This window comes from Sphingomonas hankyongi, from assembly GCF_023516575.1.
Taxonomy (GTDB): Bacteria; Pseudomonadota; Alphaproteobacteria; order Sphingomonadales; family Sphingomonadaceae; genus Sphingomicrobium; species Sphingomicrobium hankyongi.
Genome location: NZ_JAMGBE010000002.1, coordinates 665,849 through 682,241 on the forward strand (window position 1 = coordinate 665,849; position 16,393 = coordinate 682,241).

Here is a 16,393-nt window from a genome sequence, read left to right on the forward strand (position 1 = left end):
CTAGCGGGCGAGAAGGATCCGAGCCTGGCTTGCGATCTGGCCGAGCATCGCGGCGCTCGCATGGCCCTCAGCCCGCGCACGCGCGACCAACTGGCGGAATTGCTCGATCCGCGGCCGCTGCTTCTCGATCCACTCTTCGACGACTACGTCGGGGCTCCCGTTCTTGTGCCGGGCCATGAACTCCAGCCGCAACTGCTCGAAGTCGCGCTCGAGGCCAGCAGCAAGCAGTCGTTCCCACTGGTCCGTAGGCGTGAAGCGGGCGGCCTGTTGCTGCGCCCAGTCGAGGCCGAGAGCCTCACCGAGACGCGTGTACGCCCGGGTGAGCGCAAGCTCGTCGGTCTTGCGGCGGGCGGCAAGCGCGGCGACGCCGAAGATGCCGTCAAGCTCGTAAAGCCGAACCAGGTTGCGCACGATGTCTTCGCTTGCACCGATCGCAAGCAGGCGATCACGGCGAGCCGCGGCCTCGTTGCGGACTTCCATGCGGATCAGCTTGGTTGCAGCAGCCGCGATCTTCCGAACCGAAGGCGCGAGCAAGTCGCAAAGCTTGCTGACGTTCGTTTCTCCACCCGCGCAACGGAGGATATCGGAAATGTGCGAACGAACCGTCGTCGCGGCGATCATGAACAATTCGACGCGAACAGCCTCGGGAAGGGACTCCAGCTCGATCTCCTCCCAGATTCGGTCGATATCGAGCAACCGTTCGGCGACGAGGAAGGCGACGATGACCTGCTGCAGGGACGCCCCTTCTTCCTCCATCAGGTCGAAGGCGACGCCGGGGCCAAGCCGATTCACGAGCCGGTTTGCGACCTTCGTCGCGACGATGTCGTGGCGCAGCCGGTGCGCGCGGATCGCATCGGCATGCGCCTTGCGCATGGGCTTCGGGAAGGCGTTGAACAGCTCCGGCTCGAGCAACGGATCGTCGGCCAGCCGCAGGTCTTCGGCGGCATCCTGAAGCACGATCTTCGAGATGGACAGAACGACGGCCAGTTCGGGGCGCGTCAAGCCGCGATTTTCCTGAGAGCGCCGCAACAGTTCTTCGCTCGTGTCGAGACCCTCAACCTTGCGATCCAGGCGACCGGAAGCTTCCAGAATCTCGATCGTGCGCACATGCGCCGGAACGGCCTGGTGGCCACCGGATTCCGCGATCGAGAGCGCGAGGCTCTGGAGGCGGTTGTCCTCCAGCACCAACTCGGCGACCTCATCGGTCATCTTCGCGAGCAAGCTATTGCGCTTGGCCTCGCTGAGCCGGCCTTCCCGCATCTCGCGGTTCAGCGGAATCTTGATGTTCACTTCATTGTCGGAGCAATCGACGCCCGCGCTGTTGTCGATGAAGTCGGTGTTGATCCGGCCTCCATTCTCCGCAAACTCGATGCGGCCGCCCTGGGTGATTGCAAGGTTGGCACCTTCGCCGATCGCCTTGGCGCGGAGGTCGCGCGCGTCCGCGCGCAAGGCATCGTTCGACGGGTCGCCGACATCGGCCTGACTTTGAGTCGAGGCCTTGATGTACGTGCCGATGCCTCCGAACCATAACAAGTCGACCTCAGCCTTGAGGATCGCATTGATGATGGTTGTCGGGTCGATCGATTTCGCCTCGATGCCGAGCAACTCGCGCGCTTCGGCGCTGAGCTCGATCGATTTCTCGGTACGCGGATAGATACCGCCGCCCTTGGACAGGAGCTTCCGGTCGTAATCGTCCCAGCTCGAGCGCGGCAGCTCGAACATCCGCTTGCGCTCTTTCCAGCTCGCAGCCGGATCGGGATCGGGATCGATGAAGATGTGGCGATGGTCGAACGCCGCGACGAGCTTCAGAGCCTTCGACAGCAGCATTCCATTTCCGAAGACGTCGCCCGACATGTCGCCGCAGCCTGCCACGGTGATCGGGTCCGACTGGACGTCGATGCCCATCTCGAGGAAATGACGCTGGACCGAGATCCATGCGCCGCGCGCCGTGATCCCCATCGCCTTGTGATCGTACCCGTTCGAACCGCCGCTCGCGAAAGCGTCGCCAAGCCAGAAGTTGCGTTCGAGCGCGAGGGCATTGGCGACATCGGAGAAGGTCGCCGTGCCCTTGTCTGCAGCGACCACGAAATAGGGATCGTCGCCATCATGAACGACGACGCAGTCCGGATGCACGACCTTGTCGTTGACGAGGTTGTCAGTGACCGACAGCAATGAGCGGATGAAAATGCGGTAGCTTTCCGTCCCTTCCGCAAGCCAGGCGTCGCGGTTGGACGACGGCGGGAGCTGCTTGGGATAAAAGCCGCCCTTCGCGCCGGTCGGAACGATCACGGCATTCTTGACCAGCTGGGCCTTCATCAAGCCGAGGATCTCAGTGCGGAAATCATCGCGGCGGTCTGACCAGCGCAATCCACCGCGCGCCACCGGCCCGCCGCGCAGGTGGATGCCTTCGACGCGCGGGCTGTAAACCCAGATTTCACGCCACGGCACGGGCGCCGGAAGGCCGGGCACCAGCGAGCTGTTGATCTTGAATGCCAGAGCTTCTTGCGCAGCGGGCGCGAAGGCATTGGTGCGCAGCATTGCCTCCACGAGCGCGCGCAGCCGGCGAAGAATACGGTCATCATCGATCGAGCGCACCTTCGCCAGGGAGCGATCGAGATCGCCACAGTAGCGGCTGACCTGCTCGTCGCGATTCTTCACGCCGGGATCGTGCGATGCGGTAAAGAGACCAATTAGCGCCGCAGTCGCATTGGGCGCACGCCGGAGTGCGTCCACGACCGTGACGAGACCGAAGCTGCTTCCCGTCTGGCGGAGGTACCGGAACCAGGCCCGAAGCCACACTACGGCACGCGTGGGCAGGCCCGCGTAAAGGACGAGCTGGTTGAACTCGTCGTCTTCGGCGACGCCGCAGAGGACGCCGGCGATTGCCGTTTCGATCTCTGAGGAGCGCGCGAGGATCGCATCCACGTCCGCCTCTGACGCCAGCTCCACACGAAAGTCATGGATATAGCCCATGCCGCCGGCCAAAGCGGTCGGCAGCTCTTCGAGGACTCGAAAACCGAAATTCTCCATGACCGGCACTGCCTCGGACAGGGGGATCAACCCACCTTGCCGATAGGTCTTCAGCCGCAGCTGGTCGGTGGCATCACCCTCTGCCCGCCAGATACGCACTGCGCGATCGTTGTCGTCTGCGAGCGAGGAAAGCCGAAGGATGTCCGCAGCACCCTCCTCCGGTGCCGTCCGCGCGCGATATCCGTCGGGGAATGTATTGATGTAGGTAATGGAAAGACGCGTCGCCCGTGCTGCGCCGGCCGCCTCGATCAGCTCAGCCTCGACGGCTGGCGCCCACCCGCGGACCATCTCGACGACCGCGGCATCTAGGCCCTCGGCATCGGGATCCGGCGCGTCGGCGTCGATATATTGGGTGTAACGGACCAAGGCCAGGTCGCCGTCGCCCAGCTCGACGGCCCAACTGGTGATTTCACGCCCAACCTCCAGCTTCAGCAGCGTGGCGATCGCGGTCCGTCGCGAGGTCGTAAGCTCTTCCCTCGGCAGCCAGACGAACGTGAATAGCTGGCCCTGGAGGATGCTGCGCACCTGCATCAGGGCAGGACGGGGCCGATCGGCGAGCGACATCGCCATCGAGACCAGCTCGCGCAACGACTCATAATCCACCGTCAGGAGAAGATCGCGTGGAAGCGACGCGACCGCATGGCGCAGAGCCTTGCCGGAATGCCCCTTGGGATCGAAGCCGAACTCTTCGTCGAGTTGCTTCAGATATTCGCGGAGCACCGGCACTTTCTCCGGCGGCACGCGGAGCGCTTCGCTGGTCCAAAGCCCGGCATGAACGCCTATTCCCGTCACCGTATCGCCGCCAAGCGGCACGACGACGAGGTCGAGCGGTACGCGGCGGTGCACGGTAGACTTGCGCTCAGCCTTGGCCATCAGGGGGACCGAGCCGCCCTGCTGCAGATAATTCATGGCGCCGAGGCAGCCGCCTTCGTCCGTGGGAGCCCCGGGAATGCTGAAGATGCCCAGCGCTTCCGAGGGCGCTTCATAGGGCTTCTCGACATGATAGCCGAGCAAGGTCATCGCCCCGTCGGCGAACCAGTTCAGCAGCGCCGCGCCTTCAGGATCGGAAACATTCGCGGCATCCTCGCGCATCTTGCCCTGGAGCTTCGGCCAGTCGCGGACCGCCAGACGCACGTCGTCGAGCACGCGCTTCAGATCCGCAGCGAGTTCCTGGCGCTCGCGCGCATCGACGCGATCCAGCTCGATATACATCATCGATTCGCGCTTGGTCTTTTCCGCGCAGATGGGGGCGACGTCGCCCAGCACGCCCTTCGCGTCGCGGTCCACGCACACCACCGGGTGCAGCAGGCGGTGGATGGTGATCTGACGGCGGGCGATCGCGTTCGCGACGCTGTCGACCAGGAACGGCATGTCGTCGTTGACGATACCGATACGCATCCGGCGGTTGCCGGCTTCACCGCCCGTCGACTGGATCTCGATCTCGACCTGGCCGGGCTTACGTTGGGCCGCGACTTGCGCGAGGAATTCAGCAGCTTCCCGCTCGGACTCCCGGGTGAGGCCATGGACCTCGCCCGGAAGAGCGTTCCTGGTGAGCGCCTTTCGAATGGATTCGACCAGCGGCTGAGGCAGCGGCGTGTGCGCGGTCATGAAATGATTAGGCTCCGCGGTTGGGGCGATGCGGCGGGCCTATAGCGCCGCGCTCCGCAGAGCTACAACCCCGCGACTCTGCCGCTTGCGCGACAAACAGCAGTATTGGTCAGCCGGCTTTGCGGATTGCGCGCTCGACCAGGCTCTCGTCGTCGATGACGGCCACTGCCTCATGCTGCCCATCGGCGCCGCGGCGCGTGATGACGAGCGCGAACTCCGCTTCCGCCGGCACATCGGCAAGCCTGATGCTTGGGGCGGAGCGCAGGCGGGTGCGCGCGATCTCGGTCTGTGTATCGGTCTTGGGCTCAGGGCGGCGCGCCTGCCGTTCCGCTGCGACCAGCGCCTTGAGGCCTCCGGGCTGCGCTTCAATGAGGCCCTGGAAGCCGCCGAGCGCGATCTCCTGCCGCTGCGCATAGGACAATGCGGCCGCAAATTCGGTGAGGCGAGCCTTGTCATAGTCGATGCCGAACACAAGCTTGACGATCGGCGTCATCGGGGCGCGGGCCTGAGCCTTCATCCCGGACTCGTGCAGAAGCTCGTCGTAATCGTGAGGATTATCGCGAGCGGCGAGCGCGAAATCATAGGCAAGCGATAGCGCCTTGTAGAGCGCCGAACGCGTTCGCCCCTCGCCCGCCTTGGCGGCCTCGGCCGTTTCGCGAGCCGCCCACAGGCGGTCGGCCAGAGCCGCGTCATCATCGACGGCGAAGTCGGGAAGTTCGGGGACGTCATCATCGTCCCCCGCCAGCGGTCCATCCTCCCAAGAGAAGTGGACGGGCTGCATCGTCTCGAGCTCCGGCTCCGGAGGCTGGAACTCGACGGTCGGACTGTCGTCCTCATGTCCGGCTTCCTGGACTGGTTCAGCTTCGAGATCCGATGTCAGCTCAAGCGGCTCTTCATCGGCATTCGCAGGAAGCTCCGCGAGCAGCGGCTTCGGCTCCTCGCCGACCAGGCCGCTGTCCTCCTCGCCCACTTTCTTCCAGTTGATGACGCCATAGATGAAGTCGATAACGTCGCCGTCCGACGAGAAGGGCATGAGGATGCCGCGGTAGCAGATATTATCGCCGCGCTGGTTGTCGAATTCCGCCTCGAACCCCACCGGCGCACGGTTCGCGATGATCTGCATGTAATGGTCGGTCAGGCGCGACAGCAGCGAACGGCTGGGCACCTCGCCGATGGTCCGCGTGTCGTCCTCCAGCCCGCATTCGTCCCGGATCGCTGCCCCAATGTAGGGGATTGCCGGGTTCTCGCCGCCGCAGGTGAAATCGAGAAGGACGCTATGCGCCGCGAAGTCGCTGACGTCCGCGGGCTCGAGATCCTCGATGGAAGGAAAGTCGCGGCCTTCGAGCAGGGAGACCCAGTAATTGTACGCGCGCACGTGCATGCGCCGCTCGTCGGTGCCGATTGCGGCGGCGACGTCGTGCACAGCCTCGGGCTCACCGCCCGCCGGCTCGAAGTCGCTTGGATGTTCGCGATAGCTATCCATTCCCCACGCCCCACTCGTCCATTTGGGTGGAAAATGGCGGGTCGTGGTTACCATAATGTTAAGGATGATGAATTGGATGCGGCGGCCGGGGTCGGGCCTTGCCCAGCGACGGTCGCACTGATAGTGGGCGCCGCGCACGCCGGCCCGAAAGCCGTCGCGCATGGCAGCATCCCTTGGCCAGGCCGCTTTAGCTCAGCTGGTAGAGCACATCATTCGTAATGATGGGGTCGCGTGTTCGAGTCACGCAAGCGGCACCACCCTTTTTGCATAGCATCGGGAAAACGCCGGATGGCGCTTCGCGCGGGTCCCGGCACATTCCAGGCATGACCGCTCGGCAAGTCTCCGCCACTCGCAAAAAGCCTCTCGATCGAAAAGCTCGAATTGCGATCTTCGCCGCATTGGCTCTTATCTTCGCCGGCCCATTATTCCTGATCGGAAAACTCGTTTCGTCGCGGGTGTCGGGTGAAGAGGAGCATGTATTCGCGCCCAGCAAGGACCAGATCGTCATATTGCGGGATGGGTCGACCATGCTGGTGAGGCACAAATCCGCGGGCGCAGCGGTGGCCGAATGGTTCAAACGCGACGTGGCCGGAGAAAAGACTTTCGAGCTCAGCAATGCGAATTTCGTGCCCGGATCGTCCAAACTGACGCAGGACGGGTGGGCGCATCTCGTTGAATTCTCGCAGCTGATGAAAGCCCATCATGAGGTTCGGGCCCTCGTCCTTTTTTCGCCTTATCACGGTGACGCGAGCAGCGTTCCGCTCGAGCATTCGCGCGCCGAGGTCATTCATCAGGAAGCAGTAAAGCAGGGCGTCGATGACGAGCAGATCGCTGTCGCGCCCGAGACCTTCGAACCCAATCATAATGCTGCGCGAGATCCAGGCCTCGAGGTCGTTCTTACCAATCGCAGCTGATCGAGCTGCCCAGCTTCTCCGTAATCACCATGATGGACCCGGCGCGGCAAAGACCGGACAAATCCTGAAACAACGCGCGTGGCGAGAGGCTCTATGCCGACTTCGAAGCTTGTGATCCTGGGAATCGTCGCGCTTGGCGCGGTTGGCGTAACCCTGAACGGGTACTTCAAGTCGCCGTGGCAGGCCCAAGCCGATTCCGGGCGAGACAGGGCAGAGCTGAACAAGCTTGGCTACCTGTCTCCCAAAGAGCTGCCGAACAGCATGAAGCTTCTTCCACCTCCGCCCGAGCCGGGTTCTGAGGCGCAGCGCCGCGATGAGGTCGCTCGAGAGGCTGCGCTGCCGCTAAAAGGCACCGCGCGGTATGCACTCGCAGCAGCCGACGCCGTCCGAACTCATGAGAATACCGTGAAACGATTCCAATGCGCTTTCGGGACGGATATCAGCATGCAGCGGACGCCCGCATTGTATCAGCTGTTATCGCGTGTCCGGCTCGACGTGCGCGCGGCAAGCTACCCCGCCAAGCAGCACTTCGCGCGGCCGCGGCCATTCGTCGTTCATAACGCCCGCACCTGTTATTCCGACGACGAGGAGATGGTTCACGATGACGGATCCTATCCTTCGGCGCGCGGAGCTGTGGGATGGGCCTATGCCCTCGTCCTTGCCGAACTCCGGCCCGATCGCGCGGAGGTGATATTGAAGCGAGGCCGGGATTTCGGCGAAAGCCGCATCGTATGCGACCAGGAATGGCAGAGTGACGTGGATGCCGGCAGAACGGTCGCGACGGTGACCGTCAGCCGGCTGGAATCGAACGAATGGTACAGGGCAGATCTTGCTTCCGCGCGAAAGGAAGTCGCCGCCGAAATCGCCGCGGGTGCGAAACCGTCTGCGAATTGCGGAATGGAAGTCGCCGCTCTCGCGCAGCGCTGAATATGTCTGTTTAAGCTAGGGAATTTCCCGATGCAGGACGGGGCGAAGCGAGTGTAACCGCGAAGGTGGGGTTGGCCGGCATTGGATCTCCCGGTTGCGCCGGCGGCCTCAGGCGAGGGCTCGCAGGCTGTTCTCCTCCTCTACGCATGTTTGCGGGCCCCCGCTTCTTCGCGGGTCACATCGCGGCAACGCTCGCCTCCACCATTCCACCGCGGCTGCTTACCGTCGAACGCGAACGGAGCCCCAGCTGCTCTCCGCTGAGCGCCTGCGCGCGCCATTTCCTCGGCGACACGCCAAATTCGGATATGAACCAGCGCGTGAAGGAGCTCAGCGCAGAATAGCCGGTCAGCTGCGCAACCGACGTGATCGAAAGGTTGGAGTTCATCAGATAGCGGACCGCCACCTCGCGGCGCGTCTCGTTCAGCAATTTTCCGAAAGACTGGCCTTCGGCGATCAGGCGGCGTTGGAGCGTGCGGCTCGAGACGCCCAGGCAGTCGGCAATGCCTTCCACATTCGCCTGCCCGTTCGAGATCAGGAGCGGGATCGTGGAAGCCACCCTTTGGCTCATCGTATCGTCACGCCGAATTCCCGGCATGAGGCTCAGCAGCCGCCGCGCATGAACCGCCAGTTCGGCGTCGGCGAACTCGTTCGAGCGGCTAAGGCAGGTCGACGCACAGGAAAGTCCGTCGAAGCTGCTGTTGAACTCGAGCTGACAGCGGAACACGCGGTTGAAGGTCGTCAAATGCATGGGCGGCCCATGACGGAAGTGGATGCAGTCGGGCTGCCAGTTGCAACCTGCGCCATCGACGAGGACGCGATAGGCTATCGTGGCAAGCAGGTTGATGCCTTGGGAGCTCCGAAGCCCAGGTATGAGGCTCCACTCGAGCACGGCGCTGCGGCCGTCGTCGTGTAAGCGAAGCTGCAGCAGCTCATTCAGCAACCTGCGATAATCGACCATCGCCGAGATGATCGTTTGCAGCGTGCTCTCGTGGCGGAGCAAAAGGCTGACCGGCCCCAGGCTGCCAAATGTGCGGCATTCGCCCAGCAGGACGCCGAAATCGTCGCGGCCGGATTGCGCGGCGGATTCCCCCAGCAGGCTGAGCACCCGTCCGGCAGGAATCCAATTCTCGGGTTCGGCAAGCGCCCCCGGATTGAGCCCGACATGCCTCAGCATGACGAGGGGATCCAGGCCCGCAAAGCGCGCAACGGCATGATAATTGGTGAGGATCACCGCACGAGCGCGCGCAAGCAAATCCCGTTCTCCACAACGTTCGATCGTGACTGGAATATGACAGGCCGGTCGCGGCAAGCATTTCGTATAAATCCCGACGACAGAGGCGGGAAACTCGCATGCGGGAGATTGCCGACCGCCGCTTCAGTCTGGCGCAGCTTGGCACGGGCCACCCATGAGGTCACGAGCTACTGAAAAACCCTTGGTTGTTCTGCGGAATCTCCCAATTCACTCAGCCACTAGTGCTGACGATGATTTGAGGCCCTGCCTGTTGCCCTTTCGCAGTCATTAGTTCCGCCGAGGGGGAACGCGCGAACCGACGAAGGAGGAGAGGCGAATTGATGAGGCGCCTGCCTGTCGTCCTGTGCTGCGCATCGTTGGCAGCCGGCTGCGTGCAGGGCCCGGACTACCTCAAGCCGACAGTCGAAGTGCCGCCGGCCTATCGGTACGGAGACGCGCCAGTGCGGCCCGATGCCGAAACGGCGGCGCAGGCCTGGTGGAGCGGCTTCGGGGATCCCTATCTCGACGCGCTGGTCACCGAGGCTCTTTCGAACAATCGCGACCTGCGGATTGCCACCGGGAGGGTGGACGAGTTCACGGCGATCCTTGCCGGCACCAGGTCGCAGGGCCTGCCGCAGGTCGGCTACGGCATCAGCGCCAACCGGACGCGAACGAGCGAGGAGAAGCTTCCCGCTTTCGTGGATCCATTGAGCAGCACGTTCAGCACTGTGCTGTCGGCCAGTTGGGAGATCGATCTTTGGGGTCGCATCAGGCGCGAGACGGAGGCCGCTCGGGCGAACCTTCTCGCCAGCGAGGAAGCGCGCCGCGGGGTGACGTTGACCCTGATCTCCTCCGTCATCGCCAGTTACGTAACCCTGCTCGACCTAGACGAGCAGCTGCGCGTGTCCGAAGCGACGCTCGCCGGCCGCAAGAAATCGGTCGATCTGTTCGAGACCCGATTGGCCGGCGGCTGGATTTCCGAGTTCGAGATGACGCAGGCGCGCGCCGATTATGAATCCGTAGCGTCGCAGCAGCCTCCTATTCGGCAGGCCATCGCGGTCCAGGAGCATGCATTGTCGGTGCTGCTCGGGCGCAATCCCGGCCCCATCGCGAGATCCAATAACCTCGAGGCGCTTCATTCGCCGATCGTTCCGGCCGGGCTCCCATCGGAATTGCTGATCCGCAGGCCGGATATCCTGGTTGCCGAGCAACAGCTGGTCGCGTCCAATGCGCTGATCGGTGCCGCCCGCGCACTATTCTTCCCGAGGATCAGCCTCACCGGTCTTTTCGGGTTCGCCAGCGGCTCCCTCGGGAGTCTCTTCACCGGTCCGGCGCGCACCTGGTCTTTCACCGGCGACGTCGCAGGACCGATCTACACCGGCGGCGGGATCACCGCAGCGGTTGACCAGGCCGAAGCACGGCGCGACCAATCGCTGGCCAATTATGAGCTCGTCATCCAGAATGCCTTCCGGGATGTCGAAGACGCGCTGGCGAACCTGCGGCACAGCGCGGAGCTTCGCGACATCGCCAACAGGCGGGTCAGCACACTCGTACGCAGCGTCCAGCTTGCGACCGAGCGATACGAGAACGGCTATTCCGATTATCTCGACGTGCTCGACGCCGAGCGGAGCTTGTTCAACGCGGAGCTTCAGTCTGCATCCGCACAAGGGGATTACCAGCGCGCGCTGGTAAATCTCTATCGCGCTCTCGGCGGCGATTGGAATGCAGTGCCGCCGACGACCGCATCGTCAGCACAAACGGGGCATGGGGGCAAATGAACGACGCATCAGCAGCAGCTGCCGAGACGACGGCCGTCGAAGCCAAGCCCGCGCGCAACCCAATGCGCACGATCATCCTCGTTGTGCTTGGCGTGTTGCTGGTTCTGTTCGTTTATCGCGTTCTTTCGGATCGCTACACGCCATACACGTCGCAGGCCCGCGTAGAGACGTTCCTGACGCAGGTCGCGCCCGAGGTCGCAGGCGACGTTCTGGAAGTCCGGGTGAAGGATAACAGCCAGGTCACCAAGGGGCAGTTGCTGTTCCGGATCGACCCTGAGCCCTATGAGCTGGCGGTCCGCTCGGCCGAAGCCAACCTCTCGGTGGCATTGCAGGGCGCAGATGTGTCCGTCGCGGACATTGCGTCCGCACGCGCTCAAATCGCAAAGCAGCGCGCTGATCTCGCGGCGAGCCGTGCCCTGCGCGGCATCGTGGTGGACCTTGTAGACAAGCGAGCCCTGGCCGAGACGCAGGGCATCCGCGCGCGCGCCGATACTGCGAAGACGGAAGCCGACCTGACACGGGCACAAGCCGACCTCCGGCGGGCGGAGGCCGCACTTGGCGCGCCGGGCATGAACAACCCCAAAGTGCGCCAGTCCGTGGCAGCGCTCGAGCAGGCCCGGCTCGATCTGCGCAACACCCAGGTGATCGCTCCCGCCAACGGCATCGTCACCAATCTCAGGCTCGCGACCGGGCAATATGTGGCGCCCGGGCAGCCATTGCTGAGTTTCCTCGAGACCGGCCCGCGTTGGATTTCCGCCGACATGCGAGAGAACCAGCTTGGGAATGTGGCGCCGGGTCAAGAAGTGACCGTCGCGCTCGACTCCAGGCCCGGCAAGCTATTCCGTGGCAAGGTCCACAGCGTCGGGTGGGGCATCAGCCAGGGCGATGAAGCCCCGAGCGGGCAGCTTGCTACGGTGCAGCCGCCTCAAGGCTGGATTCGCCAGCCGCAGCGCTTTCCTGTCCGGATCCTCCTGATGCCCAAGGATGATGCGGATGCGCGTTTCGATGCGGGCCGCAGCGGCGCGCAGGCCAACGTGATCATTTTCACCAGCGACAAGTCACTGCTGAACCCCATCGGAAGGTTCTGGATCAAGCTCATCACGCTGATGAGCTATCTGCAATAATGGCCGAGATCGCCGCTCAAGCCCTCCCGGCAGCCGGCGACGGCGGCTCCGCCCGCCTGCACACGATCCTGCGCTTCGCCGGGGGCACGACGGGCGCGTTCGTCGTATCCGAAGCAATGGGCTGGTACCCGACCTTCCTGGGGCCGCTACTCGCAGGTGTCCTGCTCGCCAACCTGCCGAAAGCGCCGCCATTCAAGCTCGGTGTCTTCCTCGTGCTGGTTCAGGCCGCCGGCGCTTATTCCGCCTACATCCTCACGTCTCTGCTCCACGAGACGCCCATCGTCCTTTTCGGCTGCATCGGCCTGATCCTCCTGCTCTGCTTCGCGAACCTCGCGAGGGGACGGGGCTTCCTGCCGCTACTGCTGGTGCTGATCGCCTTCGCGACCGTTCCCATCGTTACAATGATGAGCCCCGAGCAGGCGGGCGGCCTCGCGAAGGCCTTCACGCGCGGGATGATGATCGCCGTCGCGGCGGTCTGGCTCGCTCACGCGGCGTGGCCAAAGCTTTTGCCACCCCAACCGCAAGCCGCTCAGGCTGCGTTGGACTCCCCGCTGGCACTTGCCATCACCGGCGTCGCGATCGTGCTTCCGATCATGCTGATTTACCTGCTGTACGGACTTACGGACGCGCTTCCCGTGCTCATCACGACCGTCGTCCTCGTCATCAACTTCGATCCGAAGCGCAGCGCCCTCCAGGGGATGGCCATGATGCTCGGGAATTTCATCGGCGGGCTATTCGCCTTCATGGCTTACGCGCTGCTCGATGTCGCACCGTCGTTGCTGTCGCTGACCTTGATCACATTCCTCGTCGCAAGCGTCTTCGCGGTCCGCGTCGCGCGAGGCGGGCCCGGCGCGGCCGTGGCGGTCATCACGTTCAACCAGGCCATGGTGCTTTTCAGCCTCTCGCTCGCGCCGGGTGGGTCGAGCGGCGGCCTGTGGATCACTCGGCTGGTTCAGTTCGGGATCGCATGCACGTTCGCGGTGGGCATGATGAGCCTTTTGTTCCCGCGGCTCCAATCGCTCGAGGCCCGCAAATAACAGGAAGGCCCCCTATCCGAGTCAGATAGGAGGCCCTCCAGGGCAAGCTCTCGAAAGAACTTAGAAGCCGCGCTCGCCGCGCTCGACTGGCGGAGGCGGAGGCGGAGGCGGCGGTGCCGGGCACACGTCCGTCGCCAGGATCACCGAGCCGTCCGGGCACGTCTGCGTCGCCGGAGGAGGCGGCGGAGGCGGAGGCGGCGGCGGCGGCGGCGGCGGCGGCGGCGCTGCAGCCGCGAAGTTATACGCCAGCGTCAGCACCAGGCTGTGCGAGCGGAACTTCGATTCGAAGTCGGTGAAGATATCCGCCGTCGTCGTCTGAGTGACGTTGACGGGCACCGTGCCTCCCGGTGGGATCACCGGAATGACGCGCGAGCCAACGACGGTGAAGCCGTTGCTGTCGGCAAGATTGAGACTGCCGGTCGAGAAATACTTGTACCGCAGGCCGAAATCGAGGTTCGGGCTGATCGCATATTGCGCGCCGAGGATCAGCTGCCAGGCGAAGGCGCCGTCCTTGTCGTTGATCAGCTTGACCTTGCTCCAGCCCGCTCCGACGCCGGCCTGGAACGAGAAGCCGTCCTGGTTGCCGAAGTCCAGCAAGCCGTTGAGCATGAAAGCAAGCGAGCCGACGGCCTGGCTGACGTCGATCTCATTATCCGTGAAGTCGATGTTCAAGTCGTCGCTGAGCGCAGCCAGCAAGTCGGGATCTGCACTCAGATCGTCTAGGTTCGCATGCTTCCAGTCGACCTCGCCTTCAAGACGGAACATGCCGAAATCGTAACCACCATAGAGGCCGATGTCGTAGCCCGTCTTCGCGTCGAGGCTGATAGCGTCGCTCGCCGAGAAACTGGTGGGCCCAGCGGGTGTGCCCACGACGGACGGAGCATTGACCGTGGTGTACACGACGTCGACGTTGGCATCCGAGTCCCTTGGGAACATGATACCGGCTTCGGCGCCGATATAACCCGATCCATCGCGCGCCAGCGCTGGACTGGCCATGACCATGGTGGTCACAGCAGCTGCTGTTGCGAGTAGATATTTCCGCATGTTGGTCTCCTTGCCCGAGCACGTGACTGACGCGGCCGTTTGCAGCCCTAAGCAAGGCCCCTGTTTGGCCGTCAGGAAGGCCTAGATTCCCGACCGAGAGTCTCGAAGAAATCGGGGTTACCCCTAATAAGCCAGAAGGCCGTTTTACGGGTTTGCATGGATGGGCGGGGGCGTTTGCAGAGGGGAATCTGGCGCTCTGCCGAAAGGACGTCCGATGATCTCAGCGTGGCGAAAGATTCTCGTTGTTGCCGCGGCGACACAGTTACTGCTTGCTGCCTGCGCGACGCCCCACCGCCTGCCAGCCGTTCCCCTCTCAGAAGTGTCGCAAGCGGTGCCTGTGGCGGGTCCGTATCGATATCTCGTCACTCGAGAGACCGACACGTTCGCGGCCGAGGCCCTGCGTTCTTTGGAAAAGGAGCAGCAGTGGCTTAGCAGCCAGGGCAGGTCGGGCGAACTTCCGCCGGCAAATTTCCTCGCCATTTCAGGCGGCGGCGACAATGGCGCCTATGGCGCGGGCTTCCTCAACGGCTGGACAGCTTCGGGAACGCGCCCGGAATTCAAGGTGGTCACGGGCGTGAGCACCGGAGCTCTGATCGCGCCCTTCGCTTTCCTCGGTCCGAAGTACGACTACGTCCTCGAACGCGTCTATACGCAGACGTCACAGAAGGACATTTTCAAGAAGCGGGGCATGATCAAGGGCATCTTCGGCGATGCAATGGCCGACTCGCGCCCGCTCGCGGCAACGATCTCCCAATATGTGAATCGCGACCTCTTGGATGCGATCGCAGCCGAATATGCGAAGGGCCGGCTGCTTCTCGTCGGCACCGCGAACCTGGATTCGCTCGAGCCCGTAATCTGGAACATGACAGCGATCGCGGCGAGCAAGGACCCGAGCGCGATCAAGCTGTTTAGCGACGTCCTTTTGGCGTCCGCCTCGATCCCGGGCGCGTTTCCGCCGGTCATGATCGACGTGACGGTGGACGGCACCCGCTATCAGGAGATGCACGTCGATGGCGGCACGATGGCGCAGGTCTTCCTCTATCCCCCGTCGATAACGGTAGCCAATGCGCCGGTGCGGAAACGCACGCTGTACATCATCCGCAATGCTCGGCTCGATCCGGATTGGGCGAGCGTCGAGCGCCGCACCCTTTCGATCGCGACACGGGCGATCGGATCCCTGACGAGGACGCAAGGCATCGGCGACCTCTACCGGATCTATACCACGACCCAGCGCGACGGCATCGACTATAACCTCACCTACATCCCGGCGACGTTCAACACGCCTCACAATGAGGAATTTGACACCGCGTACATGCGTTCGCTCTATGACGTCGGGCTCAACGCAGCGAAGAGCGGATACCAATGGCAGAAATACCCGCCGGGTTTCGCGGCGCCGGTCCAGGCATCGGTGACGACACCAGGACAGTAGTTTGATGCACGTTGGTGTTGTTGGCGTATCGGTGGCGTTCCTGCTCGGCGGAAGCGGGGGAGCAGTTTGGGTCGGCCAATTCTCGAAGCCCGGAGCGCCTCCGGCACCATGGCACATGGTGAAGATGTCCAGCGCCCGGCCCACCGCATATCGTGTTGCCATGGTTCAGGGCAGGGCAGCGATCGAGGCGGACGTCGACAAAAGCATGTCGCTGATGGCGCGGCCGATCCGCGTCGATCTTTCGAAGACTCCGGTACTTTGCTGGCGCTGGTACGTAAGCGGTCCCGTTCGCAATGCCGACATGACCAGGAAGAGTGGCGATGATTATGCGGCCCGCGTCTACGTCGCCTTCGACGTCGACGACTCGGCGATGTCCGGATCGACGAAGTTCAAGCTCAGGATGGCGAGGGGTCTTTTCGGGAAAGAGCTACCGGACGCGGCCGTCGTTTACGTGTGGGACAATCGTCACGCCTTGGGGACCGCGCGCAAGAGCAGCTATACCGATCGTTCCCAGCTCATCGTGGCGGAGACCGGAGCAGGCCGGGCCGGTTCCTGGGTCTCGGAGCGCGCTGACCTCGCAAGCGACTTTGCGAAGGCCTTTCCGAACCAGCCGGGAACGCCGACCCAGATCGCTGTCGCCGCCGACGGCGACAACACGAAGAGCAGCGGCCATGCAGCCTTTGCCGACATCCATTTTGTCGCCCGCAACCAACAGTGCGATCTTTAGCGCGTCCGGGATTGTCCTGATGGAGCCGGGCGGGCTCTGATGCGACGCCCATGGGTCTGAA

General features: G+C 63.5%; 11 protein-coding genes and 1 tRNA gene. 8 read left to right on the plus strand and 4 right to left on the minus strand.

Annotation, left to right across the window (positions count from 1 at the left end; translation table 11 throughout):
• Window positions 1-4,638 carry an NAD-glutamate dehydrogenase gene (locus LZ538_RS08040; protein WP_249831467.1) on the minus strand — a complete coding sequence of 1,546 codons (4,638 nt, stop codon included), beginning with the start codon at window positions 4,636-4,638 and terminating at the stop codon, window positions 1-3.
• A 109-nt stretch (window positions 4,639-4,747) separates the two neighbouring features.
• Window positions 4,748-6,121 (minus strand): PAS domain-containing protein, encoded by a 1,374-nt coding sequence (locus LZ538_RS08045; protein WP_430741963.1) that lies wholly within the window; start codon window positions 6,119-6,121, stop codon window positions 4,748-4,750.
• Between the two features lie 181 nt (window positions 6,122-6,302).
• On the opposite strand from LZ538_RS08045, the gene LZ538_RS08050 reads away from it, so the two are divergent.
• From LZ538_RS08050 to LZ538_RS08060, 3 genes are all read left to right on the plus strand, one after another.
• Window positions 6,303-6,378, plus strand: a tRNA-Thr gene (locus LZ538_RS08050).
• 66 nt (window positions 6,379-6,444) lie between these two features.
• Window positions 6,445-7,035, plus strand: a complete 591-nt coding sequence (locus LZ538_RS08055) for an OmpA family protein (protein WP_249831469.1) — start codon at window positions 6,445-6,447, stop codon at window positions 7,033-7,035.
• Between the two features lie 93 nt (window positions 7,036-7,128).
• Window positions 7,129-7,962 carry an acid phosphatase gene (locus tag LZ538_RS08060; RefSeq protein ID WP_249831470.1) on the plus strand — a complete coding sequence of 278 codons (834 nt, stop codon included), beginning with the start codon at window positions 7,129-7,131 and terminating at the stop codon, window positions 7,960-7,962.
• Between the two features lie 175 nt (window positions 7,963-8,137).
• Here LZ538_RS08060 and LZ538_RS08065 read toward each other — a convergent pair whose 3' ends face one another.
• Window positions 8,138-9,214: an AraC family transcriptional regulator gene (locus LZ538_RS08065; protein WP_249831471.1), complete on the minus strand. Its 1,077-nt coding sequence runs from the start codon at window positions 9,212-9,214 to the stop codon at window positions 8,138-8,140.
• Window positions 9,215-9,534: 320 nt separating this feature from the next.
• Between LZ538_RS08065 and LZ538_RS08070 the strand changes: the two genes are divergently transcribed.
• From LZ538_RS08070 to LZ538_RS08080, 3 genes are read left to right on the plus strand one after another with little or no spacing between them, the layout of a single operon-like run.
• Complete coding sequence (locus tag LZ538_RS08070) at window positions 9,535-10,971, plus strand: efflux transporter outer membrane subunit (protein ID WP_249831472.1); 1,437 nt, start codon at window positions 9,535-9,537, stop codon at window positions 10,969-10,971.
• Complete coding sequence (locus tag LZ538_RS08075) at window positions 10,968-12,095, plus strand: HlyD family secretion protein (RefSeq protein ID WP_249831473.1); 1,128 nt, start codon at window positions 10,968-10,970, stop codon at window positions 12,093-12,095. Before LZ538_RS08070 ends, LZ538_RS08075 begins: the two co-directional genes overlap by 4 nt.
• Complete coding sequence (locus tag LZ538_RS08080) at window positions 12,095-13,132, plus strand: DUF2955 domain-containing protein (protein ID WP_249831474.1); 1,038 nt, start codon at window positions 12,095-12,097, stop codon at window positions 13,130-13,132. Before LZ538_RS08075 ends, LZ538_RS08080 begins: the two co-directional genes overlap by 1 nt.
• A gap of 60 nt (window positions 13,133-13,192) precedes the next feature.
• Here LZ538_RS08080 and LZ538_RS13270 read toward each other — a convergent pair whose 3' ends face one another.
• Complete coding sequence (locus LZ538_RS13270) at window positions 13,193-14,176, minus strand: outer membrane protein (RefSeq protein ID WP_283937664.1); 984 nt, start codon at window positions 14,174-14,176, stop codon at window positions 13,193-13,195.
• A 337-nt stretch (window positions 14,177-14,513) separates the two neighbouring features.
• Between LZ538_RS13270 and LZ538_RS08095 the strand changes: the two genes are divergently transcribed.
• A complete protein-coding gene (locus tag LZ538_RS08095; RefSeq protein WP_249831475.1) occupies window positions 14,514-15,605 on the plus strand; it encodes a patatin-like phospholipase family protein in 1,092 nt (363 codons plus the stop codon).
• Between the two features lie 4 nt (window positions 15,606-15,609).
• Window positions 15,610-16,332: a DUF3047 domain-containing protein gene (locus LZ538_RS08100; RefSeq protein ID WP_249831476.1), complete on the plus strand. Its 723-nt coding sequence runs from the start codon at window positions 15,610-15,612 to the stop codon at window positions 16,330-16,332.
• Window positions 16,333-16,393: the final 61 nt, after the last annotated feature.

What these genes read in the sequence shown, in the direction of transcription:
- LZ538_RS08040 (WP_249831467.1), bottom strand. Translation starts at nt 4,638, where the DNA reads ATGACCGCGCACACGCCGCTGCCTCAGCCGCTGGTCGAATCCATTCGA.
- LZ538_RS08045 (WP_430741963.1), bottom strand. Translation starts at nt 6,121, where the DNA reads ATGGATAGCTATCGCGAACATCCAAGCGACTTCGAGCCGGCGGGCGGT.
- LZ538_RS08055 (WP_249831469.1), top strand. Translation starts at nt 6,445, where the DNA reads ATGACCGCTCGGCAAGTCTCCGCCACTCGCAAAAAGCCTCTCGATCGA.
- LZ538_RS08060 (WP_249831470.1), top strand. Translation starts at nt 7,129, where the DNA reads ATGCCGACTTCGAAGCTTGTGATCCTGGGAATCGTCGCGCTTGGCGCG.
- LZ538_RS08070 (WP_249831472.1), top strand. Translation starts at nt 9,535, where the DNA reads ATGAGGCGCCTGCCTGTCGTCCTGTGCTGCGCATCGTTGGCAGCCGGC.
- LZ538_RS08075 (WP_249831473.1), top strand. Translation starts at nt 10,968, where the DNA reads ATGAACGACGCATCAGCAGCAGCTGCCGAGACGACGGCCGTCGAAGCC.
- LZ538_RS08080 (WP_249831474.1), top strand. Translation starts at nt 12,095, where the DNA reads ATGGCCGAGATCGCCGCTCAAGCCCTCCCGGCAGCCGGCGACGGCGGC.
- LZ538_RS13270 (WP_283937664.1), bottom strand. Translation starts at nt 14,176, where the DNA reads ATGCGGAAATATCTACTCGCAACAGCAGCTGCTGTGACCACCATGGTC.
- LZ538_RS08100 (WP_249831476.1), top strand. Translation starts at nt 15,610, where the DNA reads ATGCACGTTGGTGTTGTTGGCGTATCGGTGGCGTTCCTGCTCGGCGGA.